The organism is Crocosphaera sp. XPORK-15E, assembly GCF_034931425.1.
Taxonomy (GTDB): domain Bacteria; phylum Cyanobacteriota; class Cyanobacteriia; order Cyanobacteriales; family Microcystaceae; genus UHCC-0190.
Genome location: NZ_JAYGHQ010000067.1, coordinates 103,402 through 120,313, shown reverse-complemented (window position 1 = coordinate 120,313; position 16,912 = coordinate 103,402). Strand labels below are relative to the sequence as shown.

Annotated in this window: 18 protein-coding genes; 13 read left to right on the top strand and 5 right to left on the bottom strand. The window is 40.9% G+C overall.

Annotated elements, in window-relative coordinates:
• The first annotated feature begins 398 nt into the window (after positions 1–398).
• The 4 genes from VB691_RS24985 (at position 399) to VB691_RS24970 (ending at position 4,904) form a co-directional block, all read left to right on the top strand.
• Entirely contained in the window at positions 399–2,129 is a 1,731-nt protein-coding gene (locus VB691_RS24985; protein ID WP_323294232.1) for a diflavin flavoprotein, read from the top strand.
• A gap of 139 nt (positions 2,130–2,268) precedes the next feature.
• Positions 2,269–2,769: a phosphate-starvation-inducible PsiE family protein gene (locus tag VB691_RS24980; RefSeq protein WP_323294231.1), complete on the top strand. Its 501-nt coding sequence runs from the start codon at positions 2,269–2,271 to the stop codon at positions 2,767–2,769.
• Positions 2,770–2,793: 24 nt separating this feature from the next.
• Positions 2,794–4,524 carry a diflavin flavoprotein gene (locus tag VB691_RS24975; RefSeq protein WP_323294230.1) on the top strand — a complete coding sequence of 577 codons (1,731 nt, stop codon included), beginning with the start codon at positions 2,794–2,796 and terminating at the stop codon, positions 4,522–4,524.
• Between the two features lie 140 nt (positions 4,525–4,664).
• Complete coding sequence (locus VB691_RS24970; protein WP_323294229.1) at positions 4,665–4,904, top strand: hypothetical protein; 240 nt, start codon at positions 4,665–4,667, stop codon at positions 4,902–4,904.
• 63 nt (positions 4,905–4,967) lie between these two features.
• Here VB691_RS24970 and VB691_RS24965 read toward each other — a convergent pair whose 3' ends face one another.
• From VB691_RS24965 to VB691_RS24950, 4 genes are all read right to left on the bottom strand, one after another.
• Entirely contained in the window at positions 4,968–5,927 is a 960-nt protein-coding gene (locus VB691_RS24965) for a ribonuclease Z (protein ID WP_323294228.1), read from the bottom strand.
• A 91-nt stretch (positions 5,928–6,018) separates the two neighbouring features.
• Positions 6,019–7,134, bottom strand: a complete 1,116-nt coding sequence (locus VB691_RS24960; protein WP_323294306.1) for a restriction endonuclease — start codon at positions 7,132–7,134, stop codon at positions 6,019–6,021.
• Positions 7,124–7,990, bottom strand: a complete 867-nt coding sequence (gene yhdJ, locus VB691_RS24955) for an adenine-specific DNA-methyltransferase (protein WP_323294227.1) — start codon at positions 7,988–7,990, stop codon at positions 7,124–7,126. The genes VB691_RS24960 and yhdJ overlap by 11 nt, the downstream gene beginning before the upstream one ends.
• A gap of 124 nt (positions 7,991–8,114) precedes the next feature.
• A complete protein-coding gene (locus VB691_RS24950) occupies positions 8,115–8,339 on the bottom strand; it encodes a hypothetical protein (RefSeq protein ID WP_323294226.1) in 225 nt (74 codons plus the stop codon).
• 159 nt (positions 8,340–8,498) lie between these two features.
• On the opposite strand from VB691_RS24950, the gene VB691_RS24945 reads away from it, so the two are divergent.
• The 7 genes from VB691_RS24945 to VB691_RS24915 all read left to right on the top strand — a co-directional run bounded on the left by VB691_RS24945 (position 8,499) and on the right by VB691_RS24915 (position 14,349).
• Complete coding sequence (locus VB691_RS24945) at positions 8,499–8,828, top strand: iron-sulfur cluster assembly accessory protein (RefSeq protein WP_323294225.1); 330 nt, start codon at positions 8,499–8,501, stop codon at positions 8,826–8,828.
• A 112-nt stretch (positions 8,829–8,940) separates the two neighbouring features.
• Positions 8,941–9,318: a 30S ribosomal protein S12 gene (rpsL, locus tag VB691_RS24940; RefSeq protein WP_323294224.1), complete on the top strand. Its 378-nt coding sequence runs from the start codon at positions 8,941–8,943 to the stop codon at positions 9,316–9,318.
• 185 nt (positions 9,319–9,503) lie between these two features.
• Positions 9,504–9,974, top strand: coding sequence for a 30S ribosomal protein S7 (rpsG, locus tag VB691_RS24935; RefSeq protein ID WP_323294223.1), 471 nt, complete (start codon positions 9,504–9,506; stop codon positions 9,972–9,974).
• A gap of 140 nt (positions 9,975–10,114) precedes the next feature.
• Entirely contained in the window at positions 10,115–12,190 is a 2,076-nt protein-coding gene (gene fusA / locus VB691_RS24930) for an elongation factor G (protein WP_323294222.1), read from the top strand.
• 129 nt (positions 12,191–12,319) lie between these two features.
• Positions 12,320–13,549, top strand: a complete 1,230-nt coding sequence (gene tuf / locus VB691_RS24925; RefSeq protein WP_323294221.1) for an elongation factor Tu — start codon at positions 12,320–12,322, stop codon at positions 13,547–13,549.
• A gap of 106 nt (positions 13,550–13,655) precedes the next feature.
• Positions 13,656–13,973, top strand: a complete 318-nt coding sequence (rpsJ, locus tag VB691_RS24920; protein WP_323294220.1) for a 30S ribosomal protein S10 — start codon at positions 13,656–13,658, stop codon at positions 13,971–13,973.
• Positions 13,974–14,169: 196 nt separating this feature from the next.
• Positions 14,170–14,349, top strand: a complete 180-nt coding sequence (locus VB691_RS24915; protein ID WP_323294219.1) for a hypothetical protein — start codon at positions 14,170–14,172, stop codon at positions 14,347–14,349.
• A gap of 22 nt (positions 14,350–14,371) precedes the next feature.
• Here VB691_RS24915 and VB691_RS24910 read toward each other — a convergent pair whose 3' ends face one another.
• A complete protein-coding gene (locus VB691_RS24910) occupies positions 14,372–15,076 on the bottom strand; it encodes a YdcF family protein (RefSeq protein ID WP_323294218.1) in 705 nt (234 codons plus the stop codon).
• 146 nt (positions 15,077–15,222) lie between these two features.
• On the opposite strand from VB691_RS24910, the gene lexA reads away from it, so the two are divergent.
• Positions 15,223–15,825, top strand: coding sequence for a transcriptional repressor LexA (lexA, locus tag VB691_RS24905; RefSeq protein WP_323294217.1), 603 nt, complete (start codon positions 15,223–15,225; stop codon positions 15,823–15,825).
• Between the two features lie 121 nt (positions 15,826–15,946).
• On the top strand, positions 15,947–16,603 hold the full coding sequence (locus VB691_RS24900; protein WP_323294216.1) for a SnoaL-like polyketide cyclase: 657 nt from the start codon (positions 15,947–15,949) through the stop codon (positions 16,601–16,603).
• Positions 16,604–16,912: the final 309 nt, after the last annotated feature.

The window sequence follows — 16,912 nt, the reverse complement described above, 5'->3', positions numbered from 1 at the left end:
TTCTATTATTAACTATAGCGGAAGTCAGAATTAAACATATTACCCCTAAATAGCATTCTAGCAATTGGTTTAAGAACCCCGACGAGAGCAAAAGGGCAAAAACCAGAGAAATATCAAAAAAAATAACAATAACTTGACAAAATGCACGGGGGGGTATGGTTCTGATAATTTTTGCTTTACTTTCGTTAACAATGCGGCGCACGCTTCGTCTATAGAAAAAATGGCTATTCCTGCATTGATACCATAGTTTAACAAATAAAATAGCTCCGCTTTATAAACATAAAAAATACTTATAACAAGCTTAAGATATTAACATTTTACAAATCCCTAAGACTGAGTAATCATAGGAGATAGGGAAACGAATTTATAACAACCCAAATTATAGGAGGTAGCAGCGTATGGTTGCACTCACAGTCCGTTCTGAGGATTTTACCTCATCAAGTCGTTTAACTATAAAAAGTCAAGAAATTGCCGAAAAAACCACAGCTATTCGTTCATTAGACTGGGATAGAGATCGCTTTGATATTGAATTTGGGTTAAGGAATGGAACTACCTATAATTCTTTCTTAATTCAAGGCAAAAAATTAGCCTTAATTGATACATCTCATCAAAAGTTTGAAGCTTTATATCTAGAAGGGTTAGGAGAATTAATTGATTTTACGGCTCTAGATTACCTGATCATTAGTCATACGGAACCCGATCACAGTGGGTTAGTTAAAAATATCCTAAACCTTGCGCCTCAAGTTACCATTGTTGGCTCAAAAGTGGCTATACAATTCCTAGAAAATATGGTACATCAACCTTTTAATTCCTTAATGGTTAAAAGCGGTGAAACCTTGGACTTGGGCAATGGACATCAGTTAGAATTTGTTTCTGCTCCTAATTTACATTGGCCTGATACCATTTTTACCTACGATCATCAAACAAGTGTTCTCTACACTTGTGATGTCTTTGGAATGCACTACTGTGATGACTATCTTTATGATGAAGAACCAGAATTGCTAACAGAAGATTTTCAGTATTATTATGATTGTTTAATGGGGCCAAATGCTCGTTCTGTATTAGCAGCACTTAAACGCATTCAAAACTTAGAAATTAAGACCATTGCAACGGGTCATGGCCCCCTACTGAACTATCATATTCCTCAATGGATCAACTATTATCAACAATGGAGTCAAGCACAGGCGAAAAGCGATAACCTTGTCGTAATCTTCTATAGTGAGGATTATGGCTATAGTGAGCAAATTGGGCGGAATATTGCCCAAGGACTCCTAAAAACAGGGGTAACGGTTGATTTAGTCAATCTTAGTGAGACTGATCCCCATGAAGCGCGAGAATTCGTCCATGAAGCGAAAGGCTTAGTCATCGGAATGCCTTCTCAACACGATCCCATCGCACAAACCGCCCTGCAAACTATTTTAGCCTCAGTTCATGGCAAACAAGCGATCGCCTTATTCGAGTCTGGTGGGGGAGAAGATGAACCCATTTTCCCCCTACGCAATAAATTTCAAGAAATAGGCTTAACTGAAGCATTTTCCCCCATTTTAAGCAAAAATGCCCCTACAGCCACCACCCAGAAGCTGGCAGAGGAAGCAGGAACGGATTTTGGACAGTGGTTAACCCGTGATAAAACTATTAAACAGATGAAATCCCTTGATTCTGATTTAGATCGGGCATTAGGTCGCCTTAGTAGCGGATTATATTTAATTACCGTCCAAAAAGGCGAAGTTTCCGGGGCAATGTTCGCCTCTTGGGTGACACAAGCAAGTTTAGAACCCTTGGGAGTTGCGATCGCCGTTGCTAAAGATCGGGCCATTGAATCTTTATTGCAAGTAAATGATACGTTTGTTCTCAATGTCTTAGAAGAAGGGAACTATCAGGGGTTAATGAAGCATTTTCTCAAGCGGTTTCCCCCAGGTAGCGATCGCTTTACAGGGATTAAAACCCATCAATCTAGCAACGGTTCCCCCATTTTAGCCGATGCTTTGGCATATTTAGACTGTACCGTCACCAGTCGCCTCGAAGCTAACGATCACTGGATTATTTATACCACTGTACAAACCGGACGAGTTTCCAAAGTTGATGGAGTAACTGCTGTACATCATCGCAAGGTAGGCAACCATTATTAACCTGTCTCACCCAATAAATTACCCAAAACACTGTAGGGGCAGGTTTTTTACATTATTTTTCATTCTTACAAATAAGTTAAATAAACCCGCCCTGTTTTGTCATTAAAGAGTAAAAATTGTTTAATTAGAAGGTTTTCCCATGATTTCTAAACCCCTTGAGTCACTATCCTCAGAACGGAATAGTTTGCTAAATCTTAACCCTGTAGTGCAAGCGTTGGAGTTAGTACAAGATTTAATTGTGATTTCTTTGTGTATTGGCTTGTTTGGCTTCATGGTCTTACAAATTCGCTCAATGGTCTTATCTTTACTGCCTCCTGTTCAATTTCATGTGGTTACAGCCGATATTTTATCCCTATTAATTTGGGTTGAATTGTTCCGTTTGCTAATTATCTACCTCAAAGAAAAGCGCATTTCTATCGGTGTCGCGGTAGAAGTAGCGATCGTCTCAGTTTTACGGGAAATCATCGTCAAAGGCATTTTAGAAACCGAATGGACTCAAGTGTTAGCTATCTGTGGATTTTTACTAGCCTTAAGTGTCTTAATGATAGTTCGTGTTTGGCTACCTCCTACTTTTGAAGGCATAGATCCCGAAGAAAAAGTCTCTCAACGTCGGAAAAATCATTTAAAACAACAAGCTTAAGTTTTTCACTATTCACTATCAACAATGACAACCTTAACCCCCATCAATACCCGTCCCCGTGACGTTCAAATTGCCCCATTAGGAACCCAAACAACGGTGTTTCGTTCTCGTACTTGGGATCGCCTCAAATTTGAAGTAGAATATGCCTTAGAAAAGGGGACAACCGCCAATTCTTACTTAATTCAAGCTGATAAAACCGCTTTAATTGATCCCCCAGGAGAATCATTTACCAACCTTTTCCTGGAAGAATTAGCCAAACAATTTGATCTAACCCAATTAGACTATGTAATTTTAGGTCATGTTAATCCCAACCGCATGGCCACCCTCAAAGTATTAGTCGAAAAATACCCTCAACTAACCCTAATTTGCTCTAAACCAGCCGCAAACGCCCTCAAGACTTCTTTTCCTCATTGGGAATCCAAAATCCGTGTGGTGAGGTCTGAGGATACCCTAGACTTAGGACAGGGACATCAATTACAGTTTCTTTTAGTGCCTACTCCTCGCTGGCCGGATGGACTTTTTACCTATGATCCCCAAACCCGCATCCTCTATACTGATAAACTGTTTGGGGTGCATCTGTGCAGTGATAATTTATTTGATGAAGACTGGAAACAATTAGATAGCGATCGCCGTTACTATTTTGACTGTCTTCATGGGGGACAAGGTAAACAATTAGAGGGCATTTTAGACAAAATAGAAGGATTTTCGGCTAAATATTACGCTCCGAATCATGGTGTCATCGTCCGCTATAGTCTCAGCCGTTTTACCTATGATTATCGCCAATGGTGTCAACAACAAAAACGCCAAACCCTCAAAGTGGCCTTGTTGTATGCGTCTGCTTATGGCAATACCGCCATTTTAGCCAATGCGATCGCCCAAGGATTGATGGATAATGGGGTAGGGGTAGATTTACTTAACTGTGAAGTCGCTGATCCTGATGCGATCGCCCGTACCCTAGAAGACTGCGATGGGTTTATCATAGGATCGCCTACTTTGGGGGGTCATGCACCTGTACAGATCCAAACCGCCTTAGGCCTAGTTTTAGCTAGTGCGTCTAAAACGAAGTTAGCGGGGGTATTTGGTTCCTACGGGTGGAGTGGGGAAGCAATTGACCTAATTTCCGCCAAATTACGCGATGCAAACTATCGTTTTGGCTTTAATGCCCTGCGTATCCGCTTTACTCCCGATGAAACAGCCTTACAACAATCTCACCAAGCAGGGGCAGAATTCGCCCAAAACCTCAAGAAAAAGCAAAAACAGCGCATCCCCCTCCAAGGACTCACAGAAGCTAATATTGACCGCACAGAACAAGCTGTAGGACGCATTATCGGGTCTATTTGTGTTGTTACGGCACACCACAACGGCAGCGATCGCGCTTTTCTGACTTCTTGGGTGTCCCAAGCAAGTTTTAATCCTCCTGGGTTAATGATAGCTATTAATCAAAAACAATGGGAAAATTTTTGTTTAGAAATCGGGGAATCTTTTGTGTTAAATATTCTCAAAGAAGGCAGAAATATTCGACGGTATTTTACTGAGCAAAATCAAGAAAATCCCTTAAGTCAAATTACAACCCAAAAAGCCGATAATGACTGTTTAATTCTAACGGAAGCCTTAGCTTATTTAGAATGTACAGTACAACAACGAATTGAAGCAGGAGATCATTGGTTAATTTATGGAATTGTTAATCAAGGAGAAGTCTTAGAAACCGAAGGAGTAACCGCCATTCAACACCGTAAATCTGGCCGTCAATATTAATTAATGTGGTAGGGTGGGCATTGCCCACCCTACCACATTAATCGATAACCATCTAATTACAATTTTTGTTGTTTTTATTGTTCTCAATTGGTTTTATAATGATCTTAATTTCCTTAATAATCAAAGCAGGAGAAACAGCGATGAAACCTTTAAATAAATCTATTGAAACCATTGATGAAGGCTGGTCAGTTCAAATTTATGATGGCAAACGTCGCTTAATTTGTTCCCTTGAACCCTCCCATGGCTGGTTATTTTCAGGGGGTTGTTTAATGGGATTTCTGTTAGCGATTATTCTCTTTAATCTTAATCATAATTATCCCAAACAATTACCGAAAGCAACCCCACCTAAATCCGTTGAACAAACTTTGCCCATTGATTAGTTAAAAAATGACAAGTTTAAAAAATAAATTTTTACTCTTGCCTATTTTATCTTACCTTTCTTGCTAAACAACCCCTATAATTTCCCGATTTATGTTGCGTCTTGGTACTTCATAAGTCATAAAATCACGGGACAAAATAGTATGAGGAAAAATTGCCCTAGCTTCACTCAATAAATCGTCTAATTGTATGTCATTTCCTGGGGCATAACGGGGACTAAAATGAGTCATAATTAATTGTTTTACCCCTGCCCCTAATGCAACCTGTGCTGCCATAGTTGAGGTAGAATGAAGACGATCAAAAGCTAATTGAGCATCTTGATGGGCAAAAGTTGCCTCATGAATCAAAACATCAGCATCCTGGGCCAAATCAATGGCACTCTCACAAAACACCGTATCCGTGCAGTAAACCACCTTACGGCCCGTTTCTGTCTCTCCACATAACTCTTTCCCCCGAATACGACGGCCATCGGGTAATGTGACGGTTTCCCCCCGTTTTAGCTGTCCATAGACAGGCCCTGGAGGAATGCCTAAAGCGGTGGCCCTTTCTATATTAAAACGCCCAGGACGGTCTTTTTCGGTGATACGATAGCCAAAGGCCGGAATGCGATGTTTCAGCAACTCACAACTAACCGTAAATTCCTCATCTTCGTAGAGAATACCGGGATTAACCCCATAAACCCGAACACGGTTAGAAAATTTTACATGAGAATATCTAGCACAAGCTTTGAGATAATCTGCCAGATCGGGGGGGCCATAAATCTCGATTGCTTGAGCATTTCCCGCCAAACCACAACTGGCTAACAATCCCATTAACCCATAAATGTGATCTCCGTGCATATGAGTGACGAAAATGCGGGTAATTTGGGAGATTTTGACATCACTGCGTAATAATTGATGTTGTGTGCCTTCCCCGCAGTCAAATAGCCAAACTTCCGCCCGTTGGGGAAGACGTAGGGCTACACTAGACACATTACGCGATCGCGTTGGCACACCGGAACTGGTTCCTAAAAAGGTAATCTCCACAATAAATTATTGTTACTCACTTTGGGATCTATTTGCCTATTCTATCGTGATTTCTCTGTTCTTTTTTTTATCTAGAGATCAAGATCACTAATTAATCGGCTTCATCTATATTAAATTCTAATTTACTTTGAATCAAAATTTCTCTAATTACGTCTTGTATTTGATTATTTCCAACAATTTCTGTTAACTTGTCATCTAAACTGGGAAGATTAATAATTTCTTCGATACAATTTAAGTAACGTTTGACTATTGCTTTTATTTTGTATTTTATTTCAGCTTGTTGTTTAATTTTTGCCTTGATCTGCTCTGGAGTTTCATTGGATTTTACGACAAAAGTAATTGGATATCTTTGAATTTTATCGATATCTAAAAAATATTTGTCAACCTCAACCGTTTCGGTGACTTGAAAAAAACGTCCCAAAGGTTTCATCACAAAATCAATACCACCATCATTTGCATTAGTGCGTCCAGTTTTATATAAAATCAAGGCATCCTCAACTAAGGTATCCAAAGAATACCCCCAAAATATAGTTTGTTGGGCATAAAATATTTTGAGAATTGCATAACTGGTAATCTCGAAAACTCTAGCATCTGTATTAGGTTTTAACAAATTTTTGATAAAGGCAATTGCTTCATCACAATTTTTATTTTCAATAACTAATAGTTCATCACAATACCTCATAAAGTCTCTAAAGGATTTCTGTCTAACAGCTACAAATGAATCAATAATATCTTTAATCGCTATGGCAATATTATATTGTACTTTTGAGACTGTAACAATCAGTAAATTTTCATTAATCCAATAGCGACTTGTAGCTATATCTCTTAGAATTGGTTCTTCTCCAAGGGTAGGAAAATATTTTTTAAACTCCATATTAAGTCGATGATTTAGGGCATGATTTTGTAATTTTTCTCCAAAAGGTAACTCTCGTTGACGACGCAATAAGTCTGAAAATTTAGCTCCTTCATAATTTTCATAATTCTTATTGGTATTAAAGTTACCATTAATATAATCTTCAATTAATACATAAAGAGCGTAATGATTACCGAGAGATGGTCTTGATTTTGAATCTCTATTAGCTGATTTTGTTTTGATATTGAGATATTGTATTAATGGACTTTTATTAAAAATTTCCTCAGCAATATCACCAAAATGCTGAGTTAAAATATCAAGAATTACTTGAGTAAATTGATGACTACTGCTCATCATTAAAAAGCTCTAATTGCTCAAGTTTACAAGATTCTTTTACATACTTTTTAGGGAGTGGTTTTAGGGGTTCACCTTGATAATGAGTCATAATTCCTAATCTTCTGAGTCCAATTTTTACATAATCTTCTTCCATTTCAATACCAATAGATTTCCTTCCTAATCTTTGGGCAACGGCTGAAGTAGTAAAAGTTCCTGAAAAGGGGTCAAGAATGACATCACCGGGATTACTACTTGCTAATAAAATACGTTCTAAAAGAGTTTCAGGTTTCTGGGTAGGATGTTTTTCATATTCTTCCATACGGTAACGTACTCTAGGAATATACCAAACATTGCCAGGAACTTTTTTAGAATTATACACTGTTGGTATCGCTTTACGATAATCAATTAATTTTCGTTTAGCTCCTGTTTTTGCTTCTACTTGAATATCATGACTATTAAATGTGTAATTATTAGGATTTTTAACAGCGTAAAGAATCGGTTCATATAACGAACCAAAATAGTTTTTGGCTTGAACGCCAGAACTATCATAATGCCAAATTATTCGAGATAATATATGAAGATGTTGACGTAAATAAATATCTAGATATGGCATAGATTGGGTACTTGCCATCAAATAAATACTTCCATGAGGATGAAGTTTTTTAAGACATAAATCAATCCACTGATAACACCACTGGAGATAAGTGTTATCATCTGACCATTTATCAATAAAATTGGCATATTTTTTACCTATATTGTAAGGAGGATCAGCAAAAATCAAATTAATACTATGATCTTCAATATCTTCCTTCAATACTTCAAGTGCATTTCCTAAAAAAATGATATGATCCTGTCCAAATTTTTGGGGTATCATAGTTGATGTAAAAACTAGATGAAAGTCGATTAATAGAATTTATGTTGTGTTGACAAAATCAAGATTTATTAACACATAGATTAAGAGCAAATCTCCCTCCTAATAAAAATTGATTTTTTCCCCTTTAGAGAGATTCAAAGTCAGCAGTAAATCCAGGAAATTTTGTGCAATCTTCTTGAAAGTTTTCAACTTCGCTAATATCCTCAATTTTGTAGGACATAAGGCGCGTCTCATCAGGCCTTTTTTGGGAAACTATTAATTCAGCTTGATAGTTTTGGGTCATGGCTTTGAATTCAGCCCCAGAACGTTTCCAAGCATCTCCGTCACAATGAATATTTACTCGCCACATTGCAGTTAACCATAATTAATAATCAGTCATATCTTACCACTAAACTAGAAAATAGTAACTAAGATAAATTATCGTTTTATGCTTAGGGGCTTGACTATGCTTTACTATATAAAGAAGTATATTATGGTGAGAAAACTTTAGCTGAAAAAATATAAAGTTATGATTGAACTTACACCCGCCGCTGTTAAAGAAATTAAACGAATACAAAAAAGCCGTCAACAACCAGAAAGCTATTTCCGACTGGCGATCGCTCAAGGAGGGTGTTCTGGCTTATACTATGCCCTAGAGTTATGTGAAACCGTACCAAATGGGGAACAACCCTATGATCTTGAAGGAGTTTCCTTAATTATCGAGTCAAAAAGCCTTCCTTACCTGGAAAACTTGCGCCTAGACTACGCCGAAGATCTGATGGGAGGCGGTTTTCGTTTCCATAACCCCAACGCCCAAGCTACCTGTCGTTGCGGCCTTTCCTTCACCGAAAAAGTTTAAATATAAATTAAAGAGTTGACAGAGCATACCATATATCGGTAGTATGGTAATTTGTCAACGATTTTACGGATGATAGGGGGTCTTACTTGCCCTTCCTGTATACAAACCAACTATGCCCACTATTCAACAACTGATTCGGAGCGAACGCTCAAAAGCTAAAAAGAAAACCAAATCTCCCGCCCTTAAGCAATGTCCTCAACGTCGGGGAGTTTGCACGCGGGTTTATACCACCACACCGAAAAAACCCAACTCAGCCCTGAGAAAAGTCGCCAGGGTACGTTTAACATCAGGGTTTGAAGTCACAGCCTACATTCCTGGCATTGGTCATAACCTACAAGAACACTCCGTTGTTTTGATTCGTGGCGGACGGGTGAAAGATTTACCTGGTGTCCGTTATCATATCATTCGCGGTACCTTAGATGCCCAAGGGGTGAAAGATCGCAAACAAGGACGTTCTAAATATGGAACCAAGCGTCCCAAAAAAGCCTAAAGCTTCCGTCGATAGTTTCATGATTATTTTCTGCCCTTAACCATCCTGATCGGATAGCTACCAAGGTTAGGAAATTGAAAACCAACAGAAACTAGAGAACTCCAAGCATAATCTCCCATCAGCCCCCAAAGCGTTACCAGGGAGAAGTGTAAAACTATCTTTAAACTTATCAGGAAAGAGCCACTATGTCTCGTCGAGGAAACATCAAAAAACGCCCCGTTCCCCCCGATCCCGTCTATAATAGCTGTTTAGTTAGCATGACCATTCGTCGAGTCATGAAAAGCGGCAAAAAGTCGGTTGCGTCAGGTATTATGTATGATGCCATGACCACTATCGGAGAACGGACAGGCAGCGATCCCCTAGAAGTGTTTGAAAAAGCCATCAAAAATCTCACCCCCTTGGTCGAAGTTAAGGCCCGTCGTGTGGGTGGGGCAACCTATCAAGTTCCCATGGAAGTGCGTTCGACAAGAGGAACTACCTTGGCTTTACGTTGGCTGATCCGCTATTCTCGTATACGGGGCGGTCGTACCATGGCCAGTAAATTAGCCAACGAAATTATGGATGCTGCCAATGAAACAGGGGCCGCCATGAAAAAGCGGGATGAAACCCATCGCATGGCAGAAGCAAATAAAGCCTTTGCTCATTATCGCTATTAGGAAAGAAAAAGGTAATTCCTTGAAGGATGTGAACTCTAGCCCGATTTTCCTAAAGATAAAGTATAGAATTGTAAATAGTGTGAACCCATAGACTGAATCAAGATAAGAAAATTCAGCCAGGCAAAACAAAGGAGGTAGCTGTGGCACGTAATATCCCGCTGGAGAGGGTACGAAATATTGGCATTGCTGCCCACATAGACGCGGGCAAGACAACAACAACAGAACGAATCCTCTTTTACACAGGAATTGCTCATAAGCTCGGTGAAGTCCATGAAGGCACAGCGACTATGGACTGGATGGCCCAAGAACAGGAACGGGGCATCACCATTACTGCGGCTGCCATTACCACCAGTTGGCTGGATCATCGAGTAAACATCATTGACACCCCTGGTCACGTAGACTTTACCATAGAAGTTGAACGTTCCATGCGGGTTTTAGATGGGGTAATTGCTGTTTTTTGTTCAGTGGGAGGTGTCCAGCCTCAATCAGAAACAGTATGGCGGCAAGCCGATCGCTATCAAGTTCCGCGCATTGCCTTTGTCAACAAGATGGATCGCACGGGGGCTAACTTTTTAAAAGTTTATCAGCAGATTAAGGAGCGACTGAGAGCTAATGCGGTTCCGATTGAAATTCCCATCGGTAGTGAAACGGAATTCCATGGCATTATCGATTTAGTGCGGATGCGAGCCAAAATTTATGAAGATGATTTAGGTCAAAATATTGAAGATACTGAGATCCCAGCCGAACTCTTAGAAGAAGCTCAAGAATATCGCACCAAACTGATTGAAGCCGTAGCTGAAACTGATGAAACCCTATTGGAAAAATATCTAGAAGGGGAAGAACTAACAGAAGCAGAAATTAAGCGGGGCTTACGCAAAGGAACCCTAGATCGTACCCTTGTCCCCCTGTTGTGCGGCTCTGCCTTTAAGAATAAGGGAGTACAACTGCTGCTTGATGCGGTGGTAGATTATTTGCCCTCCCCCTTAGATGTACCCGCCATTAAGGGACTGCTGCCCAACGGACAAGAAGACAGTCGCCATGCCTCCGATGATGAGCCATTTGCTGCCCTGGCCTTTAAAATTGCCGCTGATCCCTATGGGCGATTAACCTTTATGCGGGTTTATTCAGGGGTTTTGGAAAAAGGCAGTTATGTCTACAATTCCATCAAAGAGCAGAAAGAAAGAGTTTCCCGTCTGATCATTCTCAAATCCAATGATCGTATTGAAGTTGATGAATTGCGGGCGGGAGATTTAGGGGCCGCCATTGGCCTCAAAAATACCACCACTGGGGATACCCTCTGTGATGAAGACCATCCTATTATTTTGGAATCCCTCTACGTCCCCGAACCTGTTATTTCCGTGGCCGTAGAACCCAAAACCAAACAGGATATGGAAAAACTCTCCAAAGCCTTGCAGGCCTTGGCGGATGAAGATCCCACCTTCCGCGTCAGTATTGACCCCGAAACCAACCAAACCGTGATTGCGGGAATGGGAGAACTCCACCTAGAAATCTTGGTGGATCGGATGTTGCGAGAATATAAAGTCGAAGCAACCGTCGGTCAACCCCAAGTTGCCTACCGTGAAACCATTCGCAAGGCCTCTGATGCGGAAGGGAAGTATATTCGTCAGAGTGGTGGTAAAGGTCAATATGGTCATGTGGTGATTCACTTAGACCCTGGAGAACCTGGCAGCGGGTTTGAGTTCGTCTCCAAAATTGTCGGGGGTGTGATTCCTAAAGAATACATTGCCCCCGCCGAACAAGGGATGAAAGAGGCCTGTGAATCGGGCATTGTGGCAGGTTATCCTATGATCGATCTCAAGGCAACTTTGGTCGATGGTTCTTTCCACGATGTTGACTCATCAGAAATGGCCTTTAAAATTGCGGGGTCAATGGCCATTCGCAATGCCGTTAACAAAGCTTCGCCAGTCATCCTAGAACCCATGATGGAAGTTGAGGTCGAAGTCCCAGAAGATTTCTTAGGAGATGTGATGGGAGATCTTAACGCTCGTCGGGGTCAAATCGAAGGGATGAACTCCGAAGACGGACTGGCCACAGTTTCTGCGAACGTTCCTCTCGCAGAAATGTTTGGTTATGCGACCGATATCCGGTCAAAAACCCAAGGTCGGGGGATCTTCTCAATGGAATTTAGCCATTACGCAGAAGTCCCCCGCAATGTCGCCGAGGCGATAATCGCTAAAAACAAAGGGAACGCATAAAACAGTGAACGGTGAACAGTTATTCAGTGAACAGTAAGCCATTCATAGTGGATAATTAACTATTGGTAACTGATGACTGACACAGATTACTGTCTAGAAAAAGAAGACAAAAAAAGGAACAGTTGATTCATGGCACGCGCAAAATTTGAACGGAATAAACCTCACGTTAACATCGGAACTATCGGTCACGTTGACCATGGTAAAACAACCCTAACAGCAGCAATTACAATGACCTTGGCTGCGTCTGGGCAAGCCAAAGCTCGTAACTACGAAGATATTGATGCGGCTCCTGAAGAAAAGGCACGGGGGATCACCATCAATACCGCCCACGTGGAATATGAAACCAAAGACCGTCACTATGCCCACGTAGATTGTCCTGGACACGCTGACTATGTTAAAAACATGATCACCGGAGCCGCTCAAATGGACGGCGGGATCTTAGTGGTATCGGCAGCAGATGGCCCCATGCCCCAAACCCGTGAACACATCCTGTTAGCGAAACAGGTAGGGGTTCCTAGTCTGGTGGTCTTCCTCAACAAACAAGATATGGTCGATGATGAAGAACTTTTAGAACTCGTAGAACTCGAAGTTCGGGACTTGCTCAATGAGTATGGTTTTCCTGGGGATGATATTCCCATTGTGGCTGGTTCAGCCCTCAAAGCAGTAGAAACCCTCAAGGATGATCCCAAACTGGCGAAAGGGGGCAATGAGTGGACTCAGAAAATCTTAGACCTCATGGCTGCCGTTGATGAGAGTATTCCTACCCCTGAACGGGAAATTGATAAACCTTTCTTAATGGCGGTAGAAGATGTGTTCTCTATCTCTGGTCGGGGAACTGTGGCTACCGGACGGATTGAACGGGGTAAAGTCAAAGTCGGTGAAACTGTTGAGATTGTAGGAATCCGCAACACCAGCACCACAACGGTGACTGGGGTAGAAATGTTCCAAAAACAGCTTGAAGAAGGACTCGCAGGGGACAACGTAGGCTTGCTGTTACGGGGGGTTAAAAAGGAAGATATTGAACGGGGAATGGTAATTGCTAAACCTGGTTCAATCACTCCTCATACGACCTTTGAAGGGGAAGTCTACGTCCTGACCAAAGAAGAAGGTGGCCGTCATACCCCTTTCTTTAAGAACTATCGTCCTCAGTTCTATGTACGGACAACTGATGTTACTGGAATCATTCAAGATTACACCTCTGACGAAGGGGACGCAGTAGAAATGGTGATGCCCGGCGACCGGATTAAAATGACGGTAGAGTTGATTAATGCTATCGCCATTGAACAAGGAATGCGTTTTGCTATTCGGGAAGGCGGCCGTACCATCGGTGCGGGCGTGGTTTCCAAAATTCTTAAGTAGGACAACCAGACAATGAACAGTGACCAGTTAAGGGGAACCTCTGCTGGTCACTCATTTTCTCTCAAGATACGTTGACATCATTCCTGAACCTGGAAAATTAAACATTATGGCTACCCTTGCTCAACAAAAAATTCGCATTCGTTTAAAGGCTTTTGACCGTCGCTTACTGGATACTTCCTGTGAGAAAATTGTCGATACTGCTAACCGCACTGATGCCAAAGCCATTGGCCCTATTCCCCTACCGACCAAACGCCGCATTTATTGTGTTTTGCGATCGCCTCACGTTGACAAAGATTCACGGGAACATTTTGAAACTCGGACTCACCGTCGTATCATCGATATTTATCAGCCTTCTTCTAAAACCATTGATGCTTTGATGAAATTAGATTTACCCGCTGGGGTTGAGATTGAAGTGAAGCTATAACAAGGCAAGGGGGTAGGTTTTGGGGGTTAGGGGTTGGGACTGATCTCACGAACGAAGCCTGTCTCCTGCCTTCTTCAATTGTTATTTTTAGCGAAAGTGAACAAGTTATACAAGTTATACACGATCGCTAACATTTATCCTTTAAACTAGCTGTCATAAGCAACTAAATCTTACTTAACTGTGTAGAGGAAAAGCCATGACCTGCGATCAACTTCAGCAGTCTTATCAAAAACAACTGGTTAAAGCCGGAGTATCTCAGCAAAAAGCGGAACAGGCAGCTAGGGCATTAAGCCTGAAGGAACTGCAAATTATTAGTGAAATTTGGGAAGATTGGGGGAATGTAGTCGCTTGCTCGGACTGGCAGGCGACATCCTAACTAATCATCATCGATTATAACCCTAGCGATTAAGACCTCCCTGACGTTCACAATCAAATCCTTGAGCATACCAATCTGAGAGGTTGACTTCCTTAAGGGGTGTAACGCTTAAACAGGGAGGTTGAATTATTTGGCTAAATACAGCCCAAATTAAGCTGCGGGTGACATCCAGGAAGGTTTTTAAGCTCGATTCATTATTGCCAGGAACGCCAATTTCCTTAGCCGTATCCACTTCAACGGCGATGCCTTTAGCCCCTAAGTGAATTTGTGCCAGCCATTTAGCTCTGGGAAGATGACTCTCCGACGTGATCAGTTTGACTTTATTAAAGCCTCGCTGATGGAGTAGGGGAACACAAAAGAAAAAATTCTCAAAGGTTGAATGGGCGCACTGTTCGAGCAAAACCTGCTCCATGGAGGCTTGTTCTCTCTCGAAAATAAGCTTAACACAAGGGGCTTTTGAGCCTTGAGAGATGATAATGGGAATGTCAGGATCTTGGCGGGCTAATTGGGCTGCATACATTTCTCGCCGAATGCTGCCCCCTAGCACCAAAATTCCATCGACGGGTTGATGGGAATTGAGCGGTAATCTTACGCCAACATTGTAGACTAAACTACTGAAGATAAATCCGATAACAGCAAAAAAGATGAGTATGAATAGGCGTTTAAACGTTCTTTTACGTTTCTTTCTTACTAGACGGCTTTTTAAATCAAGTTTTAATTTAGTCAAAGTCTTAAAATATCATCTAAATTAATTATTCGCTTATAATTCTAGATAAAACTGCAACTGACGACAAAGCTTAATTATTAATATTTGCATCAATTGGCTCAAAAAGGTTTATCATAGTACCCATGTTCTGAAGATTGGCAATTGTGATGGAAGCTTTAACACCTGCTCAAAAAGAATTATACGACTGGCTTGTTCAATATATTAACGAAAAGCAACACGCCCCGTCCATTCGTCAAATGATGAAAGCCATGAATTTGCGATCGCCGGCCCCGGTACAAAGTCGTTTAGAAAGACTGAGAAATAAAGGCTATATTGATTGGACTGAAGGAAAAGCCCGCACCATGCGAATTCTGCACGCTAAACCCAAAGGAATTCCCATTTTAGGAGCCATTGCTGCTGGGGGTTTAGTTGAGCCTTTTACGGATGAACAAGAGAAATTAGACTTATCTCATTTATTGCAACCCAATAATTATTATGGCTTGCGGGTGACAGGAGATAGCATGATTGATGATCTCATTACGGAGGGAGATTTAGCCATTATGCGTTATCCTGTTGCGGATGAAACCTTAAAAAATGGGGAAATTGTGGCTGCTAGAGTTGAGAATTATGGAAACACTTTAAAACGGTTTTATCAAGAGGGAGATATGGTGATTCTCAAACCTTCTAACCTCAAGTATCAACCCATTGAAGTTAAAGTTACTCAAGTCAAAGTACAAGGAATATTGGTGGGAGTTTGGCGAGGGTATTAACCCTGACTTACGGTCGCAATAATTGATGAAAACTTAAGGAAAATTTCAGGGTTATTATAATTAATTACCCTGTTTTTTTTTTATAATAAACTTGTAATAGACTCGCCACGGAAAAAGTTAAATGAGTAAAGATAACGGCGCTGAATTGCCTCTTTGGGTACAAGATCGCAATACAGTTTTGGCTCACGATGAAGGGGTAGAATGGCGGGAAGGGAAACGTCCTGACTATTCCCATACTGACCAATTTTTGCAGAAAGAAAGTCAATATAATCATCCCTTGGGGTCTTTAGAAGCGATCGCCCAAAATTTAGTCAGAACTTTTGAGATGGAAGCTTCCCATAAGTTGAACCCTCAACAGTGGTTGTCTATTGTTGCTGATAAGTTTCAAATGAGTAGTAATGGAGGCCCTATTTATACTGCTCAAGATGTGATCGATCAAGGAACTTATAATCTTTTTATTGACAAAACTAAAGCTTATGATCCGACAGAAGAGAACTTTAAATCTTCCTTTGAATTGTTTCATAATGCCTTTCCTAATGGGTTTCTTTGGGAATTAGTAGAAGTAGTATCTGGCCCCCCAAATGTGACGTTTAAATGGCGACATTGGGGAACATTTAGCGGCCCTTATAAAGAGCATCAACCGACGGGAGAAACCATTGAAATTGTCGGTTTAAGTGTGGTAAAAGTAACTGATGACTTAAAAATTCTGTCCGTTGAGCATTATTTTGATAATAGTTCTTTTCTCCACAAATTAACCTCTGGTTGTCCTTTTCATTAATGTATGAGCTAGGGTCAGAATTCACCGCGCTAGGAGAAATATAAAGAATTAAGTCAAAGAATACGGGAGATTTATTTGATTATTGCCCTTAAATTCCATAATTTCCTTTTATCAGAAAATTGGGTTTAAAACCCCGTCACTTCGGCAAGCTCAGTGCAAGCCTTTTAGGACGGCTTTCTAGGGATTTAATATAGTCTCTTAAGACCTCAGCCATTGAAATATTGAGGTATTCAGCATATTCTTTGAGTGTCTCATATTCGCGCTCATTAACATTAAATTGGATTTTCTTAGGTCTTGACATACTCTGGC